This window comes from Ensifer sp. GW101-20A05 (genome assembly GCF_059424735.1).
Genome location: NZ_JBWKZT010000011.1, coordinates 110232 through 130243 on the forward strand (window position 1 = coordinate 110232; position 20012 = coordinate 130243).

At 60.8% G+C, this 20012-nt stretch carries 20 protein-coding genes and 3 pseudogenes; 9 read left to right on the forward strand and 14 right to left on the reverse strand.

Annotation, left to right across the window (positions count from 1 at the left end; translation table 11 throughout):
• Positions 1–9: 9 nt before the first annotated feature.
• From AC070A_RS24215 to AC070A_RS24250, 8 genes and pseudogenes are all read right to left on the reverse strand, one after another.
• Positions 10–1473, reverse strand: coding sequence for a TolC family protein (locus AC070A_RS24215; RefSeq protein WP_112994679.1), 1464 nt, complete (start codon positions 1471–1473; stop codon positions 10–12).
• Positions 1470–1700 (reverse strand): hypothetical protein, encoded by a 231-nt coding sequence (locus tag AC070A_RS24220; protein ID WP_112994697.1) that lies wholly within the window; start codon positions 1698–1700, stop codon positions 1470–1472. The genes AC070A_RS24215 and AC070A_RS24220 overlap by 4 nt, the downstream gene beginning before the upstream one ends.
• Positions 1701–1904: 204 nt before the next feature.
• Positions 1905–2297 carry a hypothetical protein gene (locus AC070A_RS24225; protein WP_057251534.1) on the reverse strand — a complete coding sequence of 131 codons (393 nt, stop codon included), beginning with the start codon at positions 2295–2297 and terminating at the stop codon, positions 1905–1907.
• 96 nt (positions 2298–2393) lie between these two features.
• Entirely contained in the window at positions 2394–2864 is a 471-nt protein-coding gene (cueR, locus tag AC070A_RS24230) for a Cu(I)-responsive transcriptional regulator (RefSeq protein ID WP_057251535.1), read from the reverse strand.
• A 102-nt stretch (positions 2865–2966) separates the two neighbouring features.
• Positions 2967–5399, reverse strand: a complete 2433-nt coding sequence (locus AC070A_RS24235) for a heavy metal translocating P-type ATPase (RefSeq protein WP_492384399.1) — start codon at positions 5397–5399, stop codon at positions 2967–2969.
• A gap of 758 nt (positions 5400–6157) precedes the next feature.
• A complete protein-coding gene (locus AC070A_RS24240) occupies positions 6158–6619 on the reverse strand; it encodes an SRPBCC family protein (RefSeq protein ID WP_112994676.1) in 462 nt (153 codons plus the stop codon).
• A gap of 25 nt (positions 6620–6644) precedes the next feature.
• Positions 6645–6820 (reverse strand): annotated as a pseudogene (locus AC070A_RS24245) (ArsR family transcriptional regulator); the annotation flags it as partial.
• 159 nt (positions 6821–6979) lie between these two features.
• Entirely contained in the window at positions 6980–7420 is a 441-nt protein-coding gene (locus AC070A_RS24250; RefSeq protein ID WP_492383886.1) for a hypothetical protein, read from the reverse strand.
• 297 nt (positions 7421–7717) lie between these two features.
• Here AC070A_RS24250 and AC070A_RS24255 point away from each other — a divergent pair, with 297 nt between their 5' ends.
• A complete protein-coding gene (locus AC070A_RS24255) occupies positions 7718–7942 on the forward strand; it encodes a hypothetical protein (protein ID WP_492383887.1) in 225 nt (74 codons plus the stop codon).
• Between the two features lie 117 nt (positions 7943–8059).
• Positions 8060–9397 carry a PQQ-dependent sugar dehydrogenase gene (locus AC070A_RS24260; protein ID WP_057255114.1) on the forward strand — a complete coding sequence of 446 codons (1338 nt, stop codon included), beginning with the start codon at positions 8060–8062 and terminating at the stop codon, positions 9395–9397.
• 143 nt (positions 9398–9540) lie between these two features.
• On the opposite strand, the pseudogene AC070A_RS24265 reads toward AC070A_RS24260, so the two are convergent.
• Positions 9541–9636, reverse strand: a pseudogene (locus AC070A_RS24265) (type II toxin-antitoxin system RelE/ParE family toxin); the annotation flags it as partial.
• Between the two features lie 13 nt (positions 9637–9649).
• Here AC070A_RS24265 and AC070A_RS24270 point away from each other — a divergent pair.
• Together AC070A_RS24270 and AC070A_RS24275 are read left to right on the forward strand one after the other, a co-directional pair.
• Positions 9650–10006, forward strand: coding sequence for a hypothetical protein (locus AC070A_RS24270; RefSeq protein ID WP_244495726.1), 357 nt, complete (start codon positions 9650–9652; stop codon positions 10004–10006).
• A 384-nt stretch (positions 10007–10390) separates the two neighbouring features.
• On the forward strand, positions 10391–12577 hold the full coding sequence (locus AC070A_RS24275; RefSeq protein WP_112994302.1) for an adenylate/guanylate cyclase domain-containing protein: 2187 nt from the start codon (positions 10391–10393) through the stop codon (positions 12575–12577).
• Positions 12578–12597: 20 nt separating this feature from the next.
• Here AC070A_RS24275 and AC070A_RS24280 read toward each other — a convergent pair whose 3' ends face one another.
• Positions 12598–13110, reverse strand: coding sequence for a YHS domain-containing (seleno)protein (locus AC070A_RS24280; RefSeq protein WP_112994301.1), 513 nt, complete (start codon positions 13108–13110; stop codon positions 12598–12600).
• Between the two features lie 13 nt (positions 13111–13123).
• Positions 13124–13717, reverse strand: coding sequence for an ankyrin repeat domain-containing protein (locus tag AC070A_RS24285; RefSeq protein ID WP_057255118.1), 594 nt, complete (start codon positions 13715–13717; stop codon positions 13124–13126).
• A 396-nt stretch (positions 13718–14113) separates the two neighbouring features.
• Between AC070A_RS24285 and AC070A_RS24290 the strand changes: the two are divergent.
• A pseudogene (locus AC070A_RS24290) lies at positions 14114–14349 on the forward strand (LysR family transcriptional regulator); the annotation flags it as partial.
• Between the two features lie 92 nt (positions 14350–14441).
• Here AC070A_RS24290 and AC070A_RS24295 read toward each other — a convergent pair.
• Positions 14442–15104, reverse strand: coding sequence for an FMN-dependent NADH-azoreductase (locus AC070A_RS24295; RefSeq protein WP_112994299.1), 663 nt, complete (start codon positions 15102–15104; stop codon positions 14442–14444).
• A 322-nt stretch (positions 15105–15426) separates the two neighbouring features.
• On the opposite strand from AC070A_RS24295, the gene AC070A_RS24300 reads away from it, so the two are divergent.
• Entirely contained in the window at positions 15427–16035 is a 609-nt protein-coding gene (locus AC070A_RS24300) for a TetR/AcrR family transcriptional regulator (protein ID WP_057255120.1), read from the forward strand.
• 113 nt (positions 16036–16148) lie between these two features.
• On the opposite strand, the gene AC070A_RS24305 is transcribed toward AC070A_RS24300, so the two are convergent.
• The gene (locus AC070A_RS24305; protein WP_244495727.1) at positions 16149–16853 is read right to left on the reverse strand and encodes a TetR/AcrR family transcriptional regulator; all 705 of its coding nucleotides are present in this window, start codon (positions 16851–16853) and stop codon (positions 16149–16151) included.
• A 337-nt stretch (positions 16854–17190) separates the two neighbouring features.
• Here AC070A_RS24305 and AC070A_RS24310 point away from each other — a divergent pair, with 337 nt between their 5' ends.
• A complete protein-coding gene (locus tag AC070A_RS24310) occupies positions 17191–17391 on the forward strand; it encodes a hypothetical protein (protein WP_156414745.1) in 201 nt (66 codons plus the stop codon).
• Positions 17392–17403: 12 nt separating this feature from the next.
• Positions 17404–17997 carry a Pycsar system effector family protein gene (locus tag AC070A_RS24315; protein ID WP_057255122.1) on the forward strand — a complete coding sequence of 198 codons (594 nt, stop codon included), beginning with the start codon at positions 17404–17406 and terminating at the stop codon, positions 17995–17997.
• A gap of 116 nt (positions 17998–18113) precedes the next feature.
• On the opposite strand, the gene AC070A_RS24320 is transcribed toward AC070A_RS24315, so the two are convergent.
• A complete protein-coding gene (locus AC070A_RS24320) occupies positions 18114–18743 on the reverse strand; it encodes a TetR/AcrR family transcriptional regulator (protein WP_057255123.1) in 630 nt (209 codons plus the stop codon).
• 203 nt (positions 18744–18946) lie between these two features.
• On the opposite strand from AC070A_RS24320, the gene AC070A_RS24325 reads away from it, so the two are divergent.
• Positions 18947–20011, forward strand: a complete 1065-nt coding sequence (locus tag AC070A_RS24325; protein ID WP_057255124.1) for an efflux RND transporter periplasmic adaptor subunit — start codon at positions 18947–18949, stop codon at positions 20009–20011.
• The last annotated feature ends 1 nt before the right edge of the window (position 20012 follow it).

The following is a 20012-nucleotide window of genomic DNA, read 5'->3' on the forward strand; positions in this document are numbered from 1 at the left end:
TATTCCTTCTCAATGCCCTGCAGCGCCGGCTTCCGCCGTCGCGGGGGCGGCCGTTGCTTCGGCTGCTCCGCCTGATCCGCCACCGTGGATCGCCGTCATCAGATCGCTGTCGGCGAGCCAGAAATCGCGTTTCGCATTGACTGAGAGAACGGTCGAATCGACCCTCGCCCTGACGTCGGCAAGCAGTTCGAAGGTGCTGGTGATCATCCCGTTGTAGCTAAGCGTCGCCTCCTCCTCGATCTTGCTGCGCAGCGGCACGATGCTGTTGCGATAGTGGCGGGCGATATCGTAGCGCGAGCGATAGGCCTCATAGGCGGAGCGCGCCTCGGAGCGGATGTTGACCGCCTTTTCGGCAAGCAGGTTGGCCGAGCGCATGTGGGCAAGCTCTGCCTTGCGCATGCGCGCGTTGCCGCTGTCGAAGATCGGGATGACGAATTCGAGCTCGAACTGGCCCGTCGTCTCGACCTTGGTGCCGTGATCCTCTTGCTCCCGTTCCGCTTCCGCACCAGCGACGAGTTCCAGATCGGTGACGAAGCGGGTCGCCTCGGTCAGCTTGTAGGATTTTGCGACGGCCTCGAGATCGAGACGGGCGATCTGCAAGTCGACGCGTCGCTTCAGCGCCTCCGCCTCGATGCTATCCTTGCGGGCAAGCGTCTTCGGCAGGTCCGGCAGGCGGTTCGGTACCTGGTAGTCGACATCGGATCCCCACAGGCCCATCCGTCGTGTGAGGTTCTCCTTGGCAAGCCGCGCGGCAAGTCGCGCCTCGGCCGCCTGTCCGGCAAGTTCCGCATTGAAGACATGTTCCCGCGCCTGCGCGCCCTTGCCCATGGCACCGGTTTCACCGAGCTTGGCGGCAAGTTCCGAGGAGGCGTCAGCAGCAATCTGGGCCCGGCTCAACTGTCCGACGGTTTCCCAAGCAGCGACGGCCTCGATCCAGGCGCGACGGGCTTCAGCGGCAAGTTCCAGGGTCCTGAGCGCTGCTGAAAGTTGCGCCTGGCGAAAACGGGCATCGGCGATGGCAATGGTCTTGTCGCGCGTCAGCAGCGCCAGGATGTTGGTGGTGACCAGGCCCTCGATTGCGCGGTAGGCTTCGAGTTCCGGCGCGCCGATCCCGGTCGTGCCGATCGAGACGGTGGGGTTAAGGAAAAGGGTCGCCTGCCAGGCGTCGGCCGAAGCGTCGCCGAGATCGGCATAGGCGGCCTGCAGGCCCTTATTGTTGAGAAGCGCGATCTGGACGGCCGTGTCAGCGTCGATCGTCTTGCGCTTCAAGAGCGCCTTGACCTCGGCATTGACCTTGGCGGCCTGCGCGCGGTTCTGGATCCAGACGCTTTTCTTGGTCGCAGCTGTCGCAACCTTCGCATCCACCGTCGTAAAGCCAGCGTCCCTGGCCGAATATTCGGCGTTGGTGGCGCAGCCGGCGAGCGCGAGCGGCAGGCCGATGAACGCCGCCAGCTTGATCTTGCGGCTCATCATGACGCGTCTCCCTTGGCGGTCGACTGTGCGTCGTTGAGTGGGCCCCAGGCCTTGGGGCCGGTCGGCTCGCGGTGGGTGTAGCCTGAAATGGGGCTACGATACTGCGTGCTTCGAATGCTGCTGGAGCTATCGGCGGGATCGCCAAGGCTTGAAACCTCGGCAGGCAATGTGGCAGCGCATCCGCCCAGGATCATGGGCAGGAGCGCCATGGAAAACAATCGTTTCATGGTCAAACCTGAAATGTGAATGGCAGAGGTCGGCGACCGACCGGCAGTGGTCCGGGCGGGCCTCATCGCTGACCGTGCTACGGTGCCTCGCGTTTCAGTTGACGCGCAAAAGGCGGCCACAGCGCTTTGCTCTGCTGCATGTTTTTGCCCTTCAATCGGCTAGGATAAAAGGCAACATGCAGAAGCGGTCACGGCTTCACAAAGTCAGGCTTTTGGAGGGCGATGTAGGCCGTCGAGCTCACCTGGGGTCAGCTGCGGCTGCGGTCCGAAGTTGCGGATGGAGCGCGGGAAAACGGGATGGCTAGCGCCGGTATCGGCAAGGACTGCAACGGCGGCACAGAAGGTCTTGCAGCAATCCTTCTTGTCGGCCTTGCCGCTATCCTGGGTCGGCTTCACCTTGCCCTTGTCGAGGCTCGGGCAATGCTCGGTCGCTGCCTGGATCGGGTTGTCTGAGGACGCTTCGATCTGCTTCGAGCCGTGCGTGGCCGCATGTGTCATGCCGGATGCGGTGGAATAGGGCAGCAGGGCCAGCGACAGCATGACTGCCAGCTTCAGCACAATCAGCAAACGCAGATATGTGGTTCGCACCTTTTCCATAATCGATCCGTAAAAACGCCCGCGATTCCTGTCAATGCCGCTTGCGCTTCGCACCGTCACGAATGCGTGAGACTTTGCCAAGCGCATGGGACCACGTCATCCGCGGCGGCGGTTGCGAACAGGATCGATGCCGGCCGTGCCGAAACGGGCGGGCTCCGCCTGCTTTGCTGGGGTGTTCCCGGCATCGGCCAGATCGTCAAGAATAGGACAGTCCGGTCGTCCGTCGCCATGGCAATGGGCCGCGAGATGCTTCAGCGTCCGGCTCATCGCCTTCAGCTCCTCCGCCTTGCGTTCCAGGATCTCGACATGTTCGAGGGCGATCTTCTTGACCTCGCCGCTGGCACGCGATCGGTCGCGCCACAGCGCCAAAAGGTCGGCCATCTGCTCGACGGTGAAGCCGAGATCCCGCGAGCGGCGGATGAAGCGCAGCGTATGGACGTCGTTGTCGCCATAGTTGCGGTAGCCGGCTTCGCTGCGGTCGGCCTGTGGAATGAGGCCGATCGTCTCGTAATAGCGGATCATTTTCGTCGAGACGCCGGAGGCGCGTGAAGCTTCGCCGATATTCATGATTTCATCCTTGCAGCCGCCTTCGCGGCCATTCCCTTCGAATATAAGGGCTCTCCCCGGCTTCCGCCATGCTGTGGCGGGAAGCCGGGGAGAATGTCGATCTTACGCCGCGCGTCCTGCCGCGACCGGGCGGAATGCCCTCAGCCGCAGCGCGTTGCCGAGCACGAAGACGCTCGACAATGCCATGGCGCCGGCCGCGAAGATCGGCGACAAGAGCAGGCCGTAGGCCGGATAGAGCGCGCCGGCTGCTACCGGGATCAGCACAACATTATAGGCGAAGGCCCAGAACAGGTTCTCCTTGATGTTGCGGATCGTCGCCTTCGACAGTGCGATCGCATTCGGGACACCGAGCAGATCGCCGGACATCAGCACCACATCGGCGCTTTCGATGGCGACATCCGTGCCGGTGCCGATCGCCAGCCCGACATCGGCTTCGGCCAGCGCCGGCGCGTCGTTGATGCCGTCGCCGACGAAGGCGACCGCGCGTCCGCCTTGCTTCAGCTTCTTCAGCGCTGCGACCTTGCCGCCGGGCAGGACTTCGGCGATGACCTCGTCAATGCCGAGCTTGGCGGCGATGGCTTCGGCGGTGCGGCGGTTGTCGCCGGTGATCATCGCGACCTTCAAGCCAAGCTCGTGCAGCATGCGGATCGCCTGCGGCGTCGTCTCCTTGATCGGGTCGGCAACGGCGATGATCGCCGCAAGCTTGCCGTCGATCGCCGCATAGAGCGGGCTCTTGCCTTCGGAACCCAGGCGGGTCGCCTGCTCGGCGAAAGCGGAAACGTCGAGCTTCAACTGCGCCATCAGCCGGTCGGCGCCGACATGGACGGTGCGGCCCGTGACTTCGGCGCTGGCGCCGAAGCCGGGGATGGCCTCGAACTTCGCCGGCTCGGCGATCGCCAGGCCCTTTGTCTTTGCGGCCTCGACGATTGCTTCGGCGATCGGATGCTCGGAGCGGGTTTCGACGGCGGCGACCAGTGCCAGAACGGTATCGCGGTCGAAGCCTGCGGCGGTTTCTAGGTCGGTCAGTTCAGGCCGTCCCTTGGTCAAGGTACCGGTCTTGTCGACGGCGATGACGGCGGCATTGCGCAGCGTCTGCAGTGCCTCGCCCTTGCGGAAGAGTACGCCCATTTCGGCGGCGCGGCCGGTGCCGACCATGATCGACGTCGGGGTGGCAAGGCCCATGGCGCAGGGGCAGGCGATGATCAGAACTGCGACGCCGTTGACGAGCGCGAAGGTCAGCGCCGGATCGGGGCCGAAGACCAGCCAGATGCCGAAGGTCAAAAGCGCGATGGCGATGACTGCGGGCACGAACCAGGCGGTGACGCGATCGACCAGCGACTGGATCGGCAGCTTCGCGCCCTGGGCCTGCTCGACCATGCGGATGATCTGCGCCAGCACCGTGTCGGCGCCGACCTTGGTTGCACGGAAGGTGAAGGAGCCGGTCTTGTTGATCGTGCCGCCGACCACCTCGCTGCCGGCGATCTTTTCAACCGGAACCGGCTCGCCGGTAATCATCGATTCGTCGACATAGGAGTTGCCGTCGATGACGCTGCCATCGACCGGAACCCGGTCGCCGGGACGCACCAGTACGGTATCGCCGGCGTGCACGTCGGAAAGCGGGACCTCGATCGTCTCGCCGTTGCGGACCAAGCGGGCGGTCTTTGCCTGCAGGCCCATCAGATGCTTGATCGCCTCGGATGTCCGGCCCTTGGCGCGTGCTTCGAGGAAGCGGCCGAGCAGGATCAGCGTGACGATGACGGCCGCCGCCTCGTAGTAGACGTTGGCAGTGCCGTCAGGCAGCAGATCCGGTGCAAAGGTTGCGACGACCGAATAGATCCAGGCGGCCGACGTGCCGATCGCGACAAGCGAGTTCATGTCGGGCGCCAGGCGGAAGAGGGCGGGGACGCCCTTCTCATAGAAGCGCAGGCCCGGGCCGAAGAGCACCAGCGTCGTCAGCACGAACTGCAGATACCAGCTTTCCTGCATGCCGATATTGGTCATGACGAAATCATGCACGGCCGGGATGAAGTGCGAGCCCATTTCGAGCACGAAGATCGGCAGCGTCAGGACGCCGGCGATCAGCAGCGAGCGTGCGAGCTTGCGGGTCTCCTGTTCGCGCTTCTCGCCTTCGCGGTCGACGCTTTCGTCGCCGGTGATGCGCTTGGCGGCGTAGCCGGCAACGCGAACCGCCTCCTCGAGCGCGGCGGCCGTTGCGATCCCCTTCGTCACGTGTACGGAGGCGCGCTCGGTCGCCAGATTGACACTGGCTTCCGTGACGCCCGGCACGGTCTTCAGCGCCTTCTCGATGCGCGCGACGCAGGAGGCGCAGGTCATGCCTTCGATTGTGAGTTCGATCGTGTCTTCGGCGGCGCCGTACCCTGCATTTTCGATCGCCTTGACGATGTCGGCGGACTTGGTGCTGGCATCGAAGCGAACATCGGCGCGTTCCGTTGCGAGGTTGACCGAGGCTTCGGTGACACCAGGCACGGCGCGGATCGCCTTTTCAACGCGGGAGACGCAGGACGCGCAGGTCATGCCCTCGACGGGTATGCTCGCACTCAGCGCGGCCGCGGAAATCGCTTCGAGATTGTTCGTTCTAATGGGGGTCACCGATCCCATGATCGTGCTCCTTTCGCTGTCTTTGTCACAAGATGGAGCTTCCAACGATGGGAAGGTCAATGGCGCTGCCGAACTTTCTCTGCGCCGCCAACCCTGATGGGCCAAAACTAATTTGAAGCGGCGCCAAAAACACACGGCACAAACCCAAAAAATCTTGGTGTTTCCGTTTGCGTATGTCCTTGATGTAAAATTGATTAGTCGCTCTCGCGCGATTTAAGCGGGCCCGCCGTTACTTGGCTTCGTCCTCGGTCCGCTTCTCGAAACGAACATTCGCCGCGCAATGACCATCTCGCGCCCGATCAGTCTTATGCTCCTTATCGCAACGGTTGGCATGTTCGTGCTGATGGTCGTGCCGTCCTTCCGGCGGACGTGCGAAGAAGCATTCGAGGACGAGGAAGACTGATCGCAAGCCGACTGGGAAACTTGATAACGGCGGCCACGTGCGGCCGTTATCAATTTCAGCTCGGTCCCAGGTGAGCCAGAAGCTCTCGCATTCGAAAGCCCTGACGGAAGGTTCGAATCTGGTCAAGGCGAAGAGAAGCTGGTCCGACATCGTGCTCGATGCCAACTGCGGTCCACGCTCAACAACGGCTTTGCGCCCTCGCTCCTTCCGGAATGGCCGGTGGAGTTCCCAAGAGCATACGTTCCCCCGGAGGCGAGTTTCCCGACCCGCGCTACTCGTCTTTGCTTGAAAGCAATTCGTCGAGCTGCTCCAGCTGTTCCGGCAATGCGGCCGCCGAGCCCTGTAGTGTTTCCTCAAGCGCCTCCTTGGACGGATAGATTTCGTGGAAATTCAGCAGCGTCTTCCCGCCCTGGTCCTCGAAGGTTACGGTCGTGACCGCGCCCTCTTCGCCCTCGTCGTTGGTCCAGACGATGCGCTCGTTCGGCACCACCTCGAGATACTTGCCGTAGAAGGCCATGGTGTCCGAACCGCCGGCGCCGAATTCCAGCCGATATTTGCCGCCGGTACGGACGTCCATATCGCACGATACGAGCGAAACGCCGGATGCCGATTTTGGCACCCACCAGCGCTGGAACAGCTCGGGCTGGCTCCACGCCCTGTAAGCCGTGCTCGGCGGCGCATTGAATGTCCGCGTTACGACGAGTTCGCGATCCCCTCTGCGCTCGACTGACATGCCGTGCTACTCACCACCGGGACTGTTAACTTGCTGAATCATCGCTTCCCTCTTTTTTCATTTCGCTGATGATTTCGTCCAATGCTTCGAAGCGGGCCCCGACGAGCTTGCGATGCGCCTCGATCCACTCGGCGTCCGCCTTGAGGCCGCGTTTCCCAAGCTTGCAGATCTCACCCATCCAACCTTCTGCGTGACGACGAGGCACGTATCGCCCTCAGGATCAATCCCGGTTTTGACTCCAAGGCTGCTGGCATGAAGATGGGCGGGGGCCCAAAGTTTGGAATTGACCAACGCTGAAAGCCGACCCTTGTATTCAGCGTAGTGGGCCGACTGCAGGGACGACGAACGGAGCGACGGCCCTTACTTCACCGTGATGGCAAGTCCGCTGAGATCGGCGTTGACTTGCAGGCCTACCTGCTTGCCTGAGAGCTCGAGTTGGGCGCCCTTGTCATTGGTCATGACGATCACCTGGGCCCCTTTGCCGACCGCGCCGCCACCGCCGGCCGCACCGTAGACCCCCGTCACATCTCGGGCGCGGCGAATGTGGCGAACGGTACCATGGAAATAGGTCTTAGAAGCCCCGAAGGCGAGGCCGCCCGAGATGCCGCCGACAGAGATGGGATAGCGGCGACCATGGAAGGTCAGCGTGCCCTCGCCGCCAGAACCACCCACAAAGAAGGCAGCCTTGTAGACTGAGAAGCTGATCGTACCGCTGTCGGCATGCGCGGAGCCGGCAAAGCTGATTCCTGCTGCAGCGATAACCGCAGCCGCGACTGAACGAAATCTGGACGAAATCTTCATGATGCGAGTCTCCTCATAATCGAGGCTTACCCAGCCAGGAGGGCGCGTCAGCGTCATGCCAAAGTCACAGCTGAAACAGTCTTGCCCGTCATTAGTTCCAAGCACGCGGCCCGAATCCGGCTGCGAGAAGGCCGCCGGCTCCTGTCGACGGTGAAGAGAACGTCGCCCTTGCGAACCACGGCATTGTCGGCGACCGCAACGCGATCGACGAGCCCGGTGACGTCGGGCGCAAGCGAAACGATGATGCAGCGGAACTATCGCGCTCGCCAGCTATTGTTGCGCGAAAGGAGCGCACCGATGACAGACATCCGAAACGCCACATTCTACGTGTTGGAACAGGACGATCCCCCTACGCCCAGTGATGCAATACCTGTCAGTTTTGAAGACGCCTTCAAGGAAGCTGAAAAGCTCACGGCGAGCGGCCGCGCGGTTCACGTCCTTTACACCGAGGATGCAACCCAGATTCAGCTCACCCGCTTTGCCGCGGCTGGCATCAGAACGAGCCTTGCTCCGCAAGGGTAGGGTGGATTGGCCGCGCAGGGCGCGAACCTCGGATCACAAAAACCACGGAATAATAACGGCGAGGTTCGTGTCTAAGTTACAAGCGGCGAAAAATGCATTCCGTTCGGAGGACATCCGATGAATACCGGGATCCCGCGACTCTCGATCATTGTCTCCATCATAGGTGTCCTCGCCACCGGTTGTGTCGCCGTTTCGGATCAGAAGACGGGGGCAATTGCCTCCAACGGCGGCTATGGGCCGAACCCGACGCTGCCAAAGCCGCGACCGACGCTTATCCCCACGATCCGGATCGCCGAAGCGAAAGGTTGGCGGGACGGCACGGCGCCGACGCCCGCAAAAGGCTTAAGGGTCAATGCCTTCGCCACAGGTCTCGACCACCCCCGTTGGCTGCACGTCCTGCCCAATGGCGATGTGCTGGTTGCTGAAAGTAACGCGCCGGAAAAGAAGGGCGGCGGCTTCAGCCTCCGCAAGCTGGTCATGGGCGCCGCAATGAAGCGTGCCGGCGCGGCAACCAAAAGCGCCAATCGGATCACGCTCCTGCGCGACACCGATGGAGATGGCGCCGCCGACATGCGCCGGAGGTTTCTGGAGGGACTGAATTCGCCCTTCGGCATGACTCTTTCGAACGGCACGATCTACGTCGCCAATACCGATGCCCTCGTCGCCTTCCCCTACAGGAGCGGCCGCACCCGTATAACTGCTCCGGCGCAAAAGATTGTCGATCTGCCGGCGGGCGATCTCAACCACCATTGGACCAAGGACGTCACCGCCAGCCCTGACGGGCGCAAACTGTACGTTACAGTCGGCTCGAACAGCAATGTCGGGGAAAACGGCATGGCAGCGGAGGCGAACCGGGCCGCTGTTCTCGAGATCGACCGCGCAAGCCGCCGCACGCGCGTCTTCGCCTCGGGCCTGCGCAACCCGAACGGCCTCTCCTGGAATCCGCAGAGCGGCGAACTCTGGGTCGCCGTCAACGAACGGGATGAGATCGGTAACGATCTCGTCCCCGACTACATGACCTCCGTCCGCGATGGAGGCTTCTACGGCTGGCCCTACAGCTATTTCGGCGGGAACGTCGACGCCCGCGTCAAGCCACAGCGTCCCGATCTCGTCGCCAAGGCTATCAAGCCGGACTATGCGCTGGGCTCGCACACCGCCTCGCTGGGTCTTACGTTCTCAAAGGGCGCTTCAATCGGCCCACTCTATCGCAACGGAGCTTTCGTTGGTCAGCACGGCTCCTGGAACCGGAGCGTCTACAGCGGCTACAAGGTTGTCTTCGTGCCTTTCCGAAATGGCAAACCCAGTGGCCGGCCACAGGATATTCTCACGGGCTTTATCGGCCCCGACAACAAGGCAATGGGTCGTCCGGTCGGCGTAGCGATCGACAAAAGCGGCGCATTGCTTGTGGCAGATGACGTCGGCAACGTCATTTGGCGCGTAAGCCGACGCAATTGAGAACCGAGCGCAGGTATAGAACTCATTTTGGCGAAGGGGAGGGGCGTGAGTTCGTCTCCGAAAGCCGACAAAGCGCCTGACGGCGAGCCTAAGCGCAGTATCAGCACAGCCTCAGCTTGTTGCTCAGAATAGGCGCCTTTCGAGAATGACTGCATGTCTCGCGACCCATCGGCGACGCAATAGACCATACTGTCCGATCCCACGACGCGGTAGATCAACCGCCAAGGCTTGTGCGATAGCCCATATTCTATCGTGGCCAACCGCATCGAAAGGAATAACGACGCCAGCAGGCGTGTCATACGCTTCGACAACAAAAAAGATGGAGTTATTGCAATGAGGATCGTTACCTTGATTACCGCCTCGGCGGCCTTGCTGATCTCCTCCGGTGCGATCGCCCAAGCGGACGACCATCTATTCCAAGCGCAACAGAACGGATTGGCGGCTGGCGGCACAGCATCTTCCAACACACACGCTTTCACGACAAACAGTGCAGGCCATAGTGGTACCTTGGCGCCCGGTCAGGGCAGTCCCTTCACCGGCCATGACACCCAGACGCCCGCTACTGATACCGATGCCGCCAACCAGCACGCCAACGTGAAAGTCCGCTAAGGCTGAAGGAATGGCAGGGGCTCCGCGTCTCCCTGCTCTTCGACGGCCCCGTTACATAGGCGATCGAGGCAGCGGCGCCGGCTCCGAATCTGAGGCGAGGCCGGCTGGCTGGCGGAAGGCGAGGAGGTAACGCTCTTGCTGGCTGGCTTGGCGTGGTCGTACTGGCCTGACGGCATTCCTTGATCTGAAGCCGGGCGAAACGTTGCGAGTGTCACCGGAGCGGCAGCATGCGGGCGACAATGGAGTGGAGCACACAGCACAGCACGCCCGCCAAAATCAGGGCTATGCGATGTAAGCTTCGTGATGGCTTCACTAGAACATTGCGATGCCTGCGCGCCCTCGAAGTGGTAGGATAAAGTTGGCCATTGGAGTGTGGGCGGGAAAATGGAGAGGCGGCTCACCGCAATACTCTCTGCTGATGTTGTCGGCTATAGCCGCCTGATGGGAGAGGACGAGGTTGGCACCCTAGAGCGGCTGAAGGCCTGCCGCCGGGAGTTGGTTGATCCCGCCATAGCCGACTTCCATGGCCGCATCATCAAGCTCATGGGCGATGGTGCGCTCGTTGAATTCGCGAGCGTTGTGGACGCGGTTCAATGTGCCGCCGTGATCCAGCGGAGAATGGCCGGCCGCTGCGAGGCTGTTACCGCGGCACAGCGAATTCAGTTCCGTATTGGCATCAATCTCGGTGACGTCATCGTCGAAGGCGATGACATCTACGGCGACGGCGTGAACATAGCCGCGCGACTGCAAAGTGTGGCCCAGCCTGGCGGGATATGTATATCCGGAACCGCGTTCGATCACGCCGTGCACAAGGCCAATGTCGGCTTTTCGGCCCTCGGTGAGCAGCACCTGAAAAATATAGCCGACCCGGTCCGTGTCTATCGCGTTCTGCTCGACCCATCCGAGGGGGGAAAGGTCTTGACGGTCGGCCGCAGGCACGGCCGTCGGGCTATTATCTTGGTAGTGGGCCTCGCCGCGATGCTGATCGGAACCTTGGCGATCGTCTTCGCATGGCAATGGTCGTTTGCCCCGCAGCATACATCGGTTGCGGTGCTGCCATTCGCCAATCTGAGCGGCGACCCGGCCGAGGATTATTTCACCGATGGCATCACCGACGATCTGATTACCGATCTCGCAAGTCTATCGGACGTGGAGGTCACCGCCCGGAATTCGGTGTTCGCTTACAAAGGCAAAGCCGAAGCTGCGGCGGACATCGGACGCAAACTCGGCGTGCATTTTGTCGTCGAGGGCAGCGTTCGTCGAACGGGGGATCAAATCCGCATCAATGCCCAACTGATCGATATCGCAAGCGGCGACCATGTTTGGGCCAAGAGGTTCGACCGCGACGAAGCGGAGGTATTCGTGCTGCAAGACGAGATGAGCAGGCAGATCGCTAAGGCACTCGGGTTAGAGTTGACCCGGTCGCAGACCGAACGGATTGCCCGACCGCCGACCGCGAACCTTGAAGCATATGACAATTATCTGCGGGCCGAGCAGGCGACGAGGACCGGACGCCCTTCCGAGTTGCTGGAGGCCCTAGCCCTGTTTGACAAGGCGGAGGCGCTCGACCCCGGTTTTGCTGAGGCCTTCGCGGCCGACGCGCGCGCCACCGCTTACGTCTGGCGAAACGCATTTGACGACGTTCTCCAGAGCGCATTGGCGCGAAAAAGGGCCTACGACAAGGCAAGCCGTGCCTTGGCGCTCGACCCCGCCCTTTCATCGCCGTACGCGGTCCTTGCCGTCATTCAGGTTGTGGAGCGACGCTATGAAGAGGCCATCGCCTCAGCACGGCAGGCGATAGCCCTCGGGTCCGCCGATGCCGAAGCGCAGATGGCCGTCGCATACGTTCAACTGTTCTCCGGAAACCTTGCCGAAGCCGCTGCGGCCGTCGAGACGGCGCTCAAGCTCGATCCGAACCTGTCGGCCATCGACCGGTATACCGCTGGGCTGATTTTCTATCTACAACGCGACTACGTGAAGGCCATCGAAAATTTTGCGCTTGCGCGCGATGGTTCGCCCGGAAACGGCTATTTCGTTACCCCTCTCGCTATGGCCTACGTCCAGGTCGCCCGGCTTGAGGATGCCCGTGCGGCTGTCGCCGAAGGAATCCGGCTGCTCGGCGGTAGCAAATCTGCGGAGTCCCTGGCGGGCTGGCGGATGAGTCATGCCCACTTTCGAAACGAGCAGGACTTGGCGTTTATCCTCGATGCCCTGCGCGAGGCCGGTATGCCGGAGTGGCCATTCGGATTCCAAGGCGACGCGCACGACCGGTTGAACAGTGACGAAATAGCGAGCACGGTCATGGGGAAACTTCTGCGGGGTAAGATCGGCCCCTCCGGAAGCCCGGCACTCCTGCAGGTTAACCGCGATGGCAAGGCGGCATTCCGCTCAGCAACGCAGATGATGACCGAAACGGTTTTCGTCAAGGGGGACTTGCTCTGTGAGCAGAGTGAAAACGCATTTGGTCAAGCCGATTGCGGCCCGGTCTACAAACGTGCAAGTTCGCCCGATGAAGGCGGCTATGCTTACGTGAACTCGAGCAAGGTCTTCTACTTCTCGCCAGTCAAATAGATACGCGCATCCGTGGCGGTTCAGTGATATTGATCCAGCTTGAGGTCGGCCGCGATCTTCGGCCAATTGTCATCGGCTTTGGCCACTGCTTCCACCGCGTGGGTCGCAAACCAGTTCGCACCGCCCTGATCGTAGGTCAAGTAAAGCTTGCCGTCGATAATCTTGAACGCTTCTGGATCGATGTTTACCGTGACTGACCCGAATGCGACCTCGCCCGCGCAGTAGCCGCCATACTGCGGCGCATACTTCATCGGCTCGCTGATAAACATTTCGCGGTGTTTGGCATTGGCGAAATGCCAGGGCGTCCCCAGCCATTCGTAGGAGAATTTTTCGGAACCTTTCATTGCCTTGCCGCGGGTGAAGTAGGCGACCGGGTCGTATCCCATGATCGCTACGCCGCCGAAGTAGCCTGTGTTCACCGAGTCATCGGCGAAAGCTGATGGTCCACCAACATTGGCTGCGATCGCAAGGATAACCATCGCCACAGATCCGCGAAGCCCCCGAGTCGGAGCGCGTTTGCTCATCGCATGCATCGTTCCCTCCTGCTCAATCGTGGATTCCCAAACACTTCATGTAATCGTCGTCGCCCAAAACGCTGGCCGGAGGACAGGTCGCGCCATGCCGCTTCAACAGCCGGACAATGTCGGTATTGCCTTTCCAAAACGCCCGTGTGATGGGCGTGTAGCCGTGAACCTCCACACGGCCGACATCGGCTCCCCTGGCGAGAAGAAACGTAGCGAGAGCGACGTGGTTTTCCTCCCCGGCAACCATCAGCGGCGTCACACCCGCCTTATTGGCCGCATCGTCGAGCGTCGCGCCGTGGGCGAGCAGTAGTTTGGTGATCGGCAGGCTGCCAGAAAAGGCCGCGGCATGAAGCGGGGTAAAGCCGCCAGAGTTTCGCGCCATAACGTCGGCACCTTTATGTATCAGCAACTCGGCGATTGCGAGCTGGTCGGCCAAAGCAGCGTTTATCAGAGGCGTCGCTTGATCGTGCGCCCGGCTGTTGACATCGGCGCCCGAGGCCAGAGCCTTCTCGACAGCGGCGGAATCTCGGGCTGTTACGGCATCGAACACGGAATTCCCCGCGGCGGCGATTGTCGCCGTGAAGATCAGCGTTTCCAATGCCAATAACCCGCGCATGGCTGGCCTTTCTAGGTTTCTAAAATAGCATGGACCCTGTTTTTTGGGTAGGCGGCGACGCGCCTAGTCTCGTGTAAGCCCCTCCTTGTGGGCGATCACAATCATAAGGAGAGTAGTAGGTTTCAAAGCGGGCACGCGGGTCTTTGTCAAACACTGTGCGGCATAGCACCGGCCCTGACTGCACAGCGTATCTAACGCGGATTGTGCCGCGGTGAGGTCCACCAAAGGGGTGCTTGGTGTCAAACGCGTGAATCTGTCCGGCCGGCATTGCCTCAGGCAAAATGGTGCGCTGGCTTTAACTGCGTGGGGGAGGGCGATGCCGGGGCACAGTCGATTGGGGCCCCGACCAGCTGCGCGCGAGAGCCTCGTCAGCACGTCGCGTGTCGTCGCCTTGCCCGAAGCGAGATCGGCGTGGAGGATCTGAAGGGCGAGAAGATCATCTCGTTCTCACGGCAGAACCTCTCTGACACTGAGCGATATTTCACTAAAAAGTTCGAGGAGCACGATCTGTCGAAGAGTTTCGCCTATACTGCGACGACACCTTCTCGCTGGTGTCGTTGGTCTCCGCAGGTCTTGGCATCGATCTGCCCAACAGCAAGTTCGAGCCCATGGAGGTGAGGGGCATCGACTTCCCTGGCCTTCCCGCGGCGCGGCGTGCCGGGTAGTCGGCCCCGGTCCCCGGCTGATGGCTTGGCTCTCCTAATTCTCTTGGCAGACGGCACTTTTAAGCGATTAAGGCCCGCGCGGACGGACTCTCCAACATGCTTTTGCTATCTTCTAGCTCGGCAACTTTTGCCGCTGCCTCCTTCAGCGACGACTTTCTCTGCTCGGAACTTACGTTGACCCCATCTGCAGTGATAACCTCAGGACTGGCGATTCCGATGAAAGTCAGCACGCTCTTCAGATAGCTCAGCGTGTGCTCCAATTTCTCTGCTGGTGAACCCGGTCCGTAGAAGCCGCCGCGCGCCAACGCTATGATGACGCGCTTGTTGAACACCAAGCCTTCGGGTCCCTTTTCGGTGTACCGAAACGTCTTGCCCGGGACGGCGATTCGATCAATCCACGCTTTCAGTTGGCTGGGCACGCTGAAATTATACTGGGCTGCGCCGAGAACGACGGTGTCGGCTGCCAGGAACTCTTCCAGAACAGCTTGGCCAAGCGCAAGGTCGGCCTGAAGCGCGGCATCATGGCTCGCTTCCAAGCCTCCCCTGACCACGGCTACGTAGTTGCCTGAGAGGTGTGGGATCGGCTGGGCTGCAAGGTCGCGATACACCACGTCAAAGCCAGGATTGAGATCCTTAAGGCGTGTGACCACAGCCGCCGAAAGCGCTCGGCTGACGGAGTTTCCGCCGAGAATGCTGGAATCGAGATGCAGGAGGGATGGCATCGATGAACCTCACACACGGAATTGAGCGGGGATGGGGCTGAGCAAGATGGAAGTCTCGATCAACAGAAATGATTATAAAGTCATTTCGACGATATAGTCAATATGAAAATTCACTGATCATCTGGAAATTAGAAATGGGTCACGCCAGCTTTCGATCGCCTCTGTCGCGATTTTGCGGTTGCCCTTTCAGGATGGCTTGGCCTGCTGCATCCGTCGATCGGGCGCGGCGCCGGGAAGCGAAAGCTCCAATACAATTGAACGCAATAGTCAAAACGACTATATGCTCATAGCGAGCCACGGGATTTGCGGAGCAGGTTGACGAATGGCAAAGATAAATATGGAGCGCCGGGCGAAGATCGGGCGCGAAAGGCGGGCCAGGACGCACGCGCAAATCGTCGAAGCGGGGACGATGTTGCTCGCGCAAGGGCCCGCCAAGGCCCTCACAGTGGAAGCTGTTGCAGAGGCAGCGGGCCTCGCCAAGGGCACCTTCTACTATCACTTCCAGAATATCGAGGAGTTGGTTTCTGAGGTAACCGGGCAACTCGGCCGGAGTTTCGACGACGTGCTGTCGCCTGATCGGTTCGAGATGAGCGACCCTATCGCCCGTATTTCTTTCGCCTTCACGCAATCACTGGAAAAAGCGATTTCAGACACTGGCTGGGCGCGGTTGGTCGTTCAGAGCGCGCAAACCCGCGGCGAGTTCGCCCGCAGTGTTCGCGACAATCTCAAAACCGAGATTGCTGAGGCGATTGCCCAAGGGCATATGACAGTGAGGGACCCGGAACTGGCTGTCGACATCCTCGTTGGAATTTGGCTGCAGGTGACCCGTGGCATTCTCCAACGAGTCGCCCCCCCTGAATTGTCCAGCCAGGCCCTGGAAGCGGCACTTCGGGCCATCGGGAGCGCCCGACCCAAGAGCCCGAGTCCTTGATGGGTTCTGGCGAAGCTTCCGTGTCGGCATTATAGAGCATGTACCATGCCCCCGGGGTGTGCCGCTCGCAAAGCAGTCCGAAATCGCGAAGCTTGCTCCGCCCCGCATGTTCGCTACTTGGTCGCGCTTCGCGAGGAATTGTCCGACATGGGAGTTGCCGGTAAGCGCATAAGGACAGACTTGGCCTCCTGGGCATTGAGGCCGATCGCGCGCAGAATCGCGCTGATGGCAGCGTCACGGTCGATCGAGGACAACCTTCCTTCGCCGAGCGCGCGTAAGATCTGGAGCATGATTCCGACGACAATCTCCAGTTTCAGCTCTGCAGACACCCCGTCGTCCGGCAATGCCTTTGAGAACTGCTGTAGGTCTTCGAAGAGGCGGCGGCGGGCAATCTCGCCGCCCTTCGGCGCCGCTGCCGCCAGTCTTGCGACAACGCTGGCCCATAGAGGGTCTTTGAGAGCCTTGTCGATGAATGAGTAGCACCCGAAGGCAATCTTTAGAGCAGGGTCGGTGAGGGAGCCTCGGCCCGGCTGCAGCAGTTCGTCGAAGGACCGCACCAGCTCCTCCGCGACCGCTGCGGTCACTGCCTCCAGGCTGTCGAAATGAACGTAGAAGGTTCCCTTGGCGACGCCGGCCTCCTTGACCACGTCATCCACTGTGACAGATTCCACCGCCTGCCTAGCAAACAGCGAATTGGCGGCAGCAACAAGCTGCGCTCGAGTTCTCGCGCGCTTTTCACGCCCGATTTCGGCGCGTCGGATCGGATCGATTTTGGCCACGTACAGACAACCTGAAAACTTTTCATGCAAATAGGTCATATTGACCAGAATGTCCAGTTATCAGCCCTAACCAGATGCGACGACCTTTCTAAGTCGCGGAGGGGCAGCACCGGCTAGTTCTGTGCGATCGTGCCGCTGCAGCCGTCGTAAAGCTACCGGCAAACCCAGTGCGCAAGAAGTACTATCATCGCGCCCCCGTATTCCCGGCGCTAGGCTCGGCGAGGAGAGAACTCCTGCATCGTACAAAAGCGTAATTCTCATATTGACGTTAAGGTCGAATTGACATATTAGTCAAGCCGAAGGTCAAATTTGATCATGCGTAGGCCTTCTCATCGTCAAACCCTTACAACCTCGAACCTTTCGAGCGGAGGCTTTCATGCGCCCGTCGTCCGGTCAGTTTCTTTGTGTCTGTGTTGCTAGCCTTTATCTCTCTGGCAGTTGCGAAGTCCTCGGACTCGCAGTCGCGACCATGCTGACGCTGGTCTCCTATATCGCCGTCAACCAATTTCGGGAGACGGACGAGCCGGCGATAGATCCGCGTGCACTCGCGGCGCCTGCTGCCGTACGGCTGCACTGAGGCGGAACAGCCATGCCGGAGACCCCAGCCTCGCTCCTTGAGCGCTCTCTTCGATCGGATACCCCGATGTACGTCTCGCCGAGTGAGAACAAGCAGGATTATGTAGACAGGATGCTCCTTGCCGCGTTGCAGGAAACGCAAGTGACGGCGCGCTCCTATGACACCAAGGCGCAGATCGTTGGCGCCGGCTACATCCTGGCACTCAATCTGGTGCTGCATTTCGGCGATCTCCTGCCGACGCGTGCACCGCTTGGCCCGCTGTTCTTCGCCGTGGTCTGGGGCGTTGTCATCCTGCCGATCCTGCAGTTCGGGCAAGTGCTCTATCCGAGCCGAACCCGCGCAGAAAAGGACCTGCTCGGGAAAACGTCCGCTGCTTCCGATCAGCGCGTCTACTATGTCGAACCCGACACATTTGCCGATCTCAAAGACTTCGTCCGAGAGGCGCTGAGATCCGACTGGACCTCGGTGCTCGGCGCCGAGCTGCTCAAGACGTCTCGCGTCAGGATCATCAAACAGGTGCGCTTCCGGCGGGGCCTTATGATGGCCGTCGTGTCTTTCATCGTGCTCGGAGGCGAGCAGTTTATTCGAAGTCTCGCCATCCCCTGATAAGGAACATTCGGTAGGCGGGGACGATCCGGCCCGGTTCGAGTTCCACACCGGAAAAGATAGGAGATTCTATGCGACTTTAGAGGTGCACAGAGATCGGCAAGATCCACCTGGGGCTATGAACGCGGTAACAGTCCGTTTAGGGCCAGGTCGAAATGCGCCTCGATGAAGGCAGGCCCATCAATCGGCTTTCGATCCGCAAACATCAGGCGCCACACGGCAACGTGAAGGATCGAACTGGCGACGACGTCGGGAAACTTTGACGCGGCCCCCTCGCGGAATTCTCCCGATGCCACGCCTTCATCGACGAGCGTACGGACGGCAGCGATCAACGGAGCGATGAACTCGTCATGGTGTCGGTCCACAATGTCGGGGAAGCGCGTCCCCTCGGACAATGACAAGCGCAGGAGTTCTCTTGTTTTCCGGTCGTCGGCGATCTTTTCGTATGCCAGGAGCAGAAGGGCCCGTAGCTGGTCCGCCGTCGAACCTTCGAGTGTGCCGACAGACGCCAGCAGGTCCGCGAACGGGGTCGACATATGGCGGAACATTTCCTCGAAGAGAACGTCCTTCGTCGGAAAATAGAGATAGACGGTGCCCTTCGTCACCCCGAGGCGGGCAGCAACGTCTTCCACCCGCGTCGCCGCGTATCCCTTGACGGTAAATTCTTCGAACGCGGCCTCGAGGATCTCCTGAGGGCGCCTGGCTTTTTGTTCCGCCCGAGAGGTCTTCTTTTCGGTCTTTGTCATCACACTTCCATTTCCTGCTGGATTGGACCGGTTGTTCGGGTCGCCTGGTTGCAAGCAATCCTAGCAGGTTAGCCCGGGTACAGACGGTTCGCCGCTTTGGCAACTGTGATCATCCCGGCGCCTTGCTCAACTAATTGACTAACTCGTTAGTCAGTGATACTAGCGCACCACCCTTTTGATTGCAAACCGCTGTGGAGAAAAACATGAAGCCCTTTCGTTTGATTGGAATTGGTCTCGCCTGCGCCTATCTCGCCGCTTGCGAAGACAAAGCCGAAGTGGCCGCGCCACCACAGCAGGTTCGGGCGGTTCGCGCGTCTGCGGCCGAGTATCAACCGGCCGCAGAGATTACCGGCGAAGTCAAGGCACGGATCCAATCCGATCTGTCCTTCCGCGTCAGCGGCAGGGTTATCGAGCGTCTCGTCGACGTTGGATCGCATGTGGACGCCGGCGACGTCCTCGCTCGTCTCAACGATACCGAACAACGGGCCGATGTGGAGGTAGCCCGCGCTGGGCTCGAATCGGCACAGGCGATCGTCAAGCAAAAGGCCCTGACGTTCGAACGGTATGACGCGCTATTGCGCTCACGCTCGATTGCTCAGGCGACCTTCGATCAGGCTGACAAGGAACTGCGAACGGCACGAGCGTCACTGGATGCTGCGGAAGCGGCGTTGGCAACGGCGAAGGACGCATTGTCGCATACCGAGTTGAAGGCCGGCTCGGGAGGGATCATCACCGCGCGCGAGATCGAAGTCGGCCAGGTGGTTTCCGCGGCGCAGCCTGCCTTCACTCTCGCCCATGACGGCCCCCGCGACGCCGTTTTCGACGTCTTCGAGGCTTTCTTTCTCGAAGGACGGCCATTGGCGCAGGTCGGTGTCGCACCGGTCGGGGATCGCGCGCTCGAAACTCAAGCGACCGTCAGGGAGATCGCTCCTTTCATCGACACGAGAACCGGAACGATCCGCATCAAGGTGGCGCTTGCGGAAGATGCGCAATGGCCGCTTGGCACGCCGGTTGTCGGTGAATTCCGTTCGCCGTCACGCAAGGGGATTGTCCTGCCCGCCGGCGCGATCGCCTCCGCGATGGGCGAGCCCGCCGTGTGGCGCATCAACCCCGTGAAGAACTCCGTCTCGCTGCAAAAGATCGCAGTCGCTAAGTACCGGCAAAGCGATCTGATCGTGGAGGGCGGGATCGCTCCGCAAGACCTGATCGTCACAGAGGGCGGAAAGTTCCTCAAGCAAGGCCAAGTGGTGGCCTGGGAGGGCAAGTAAG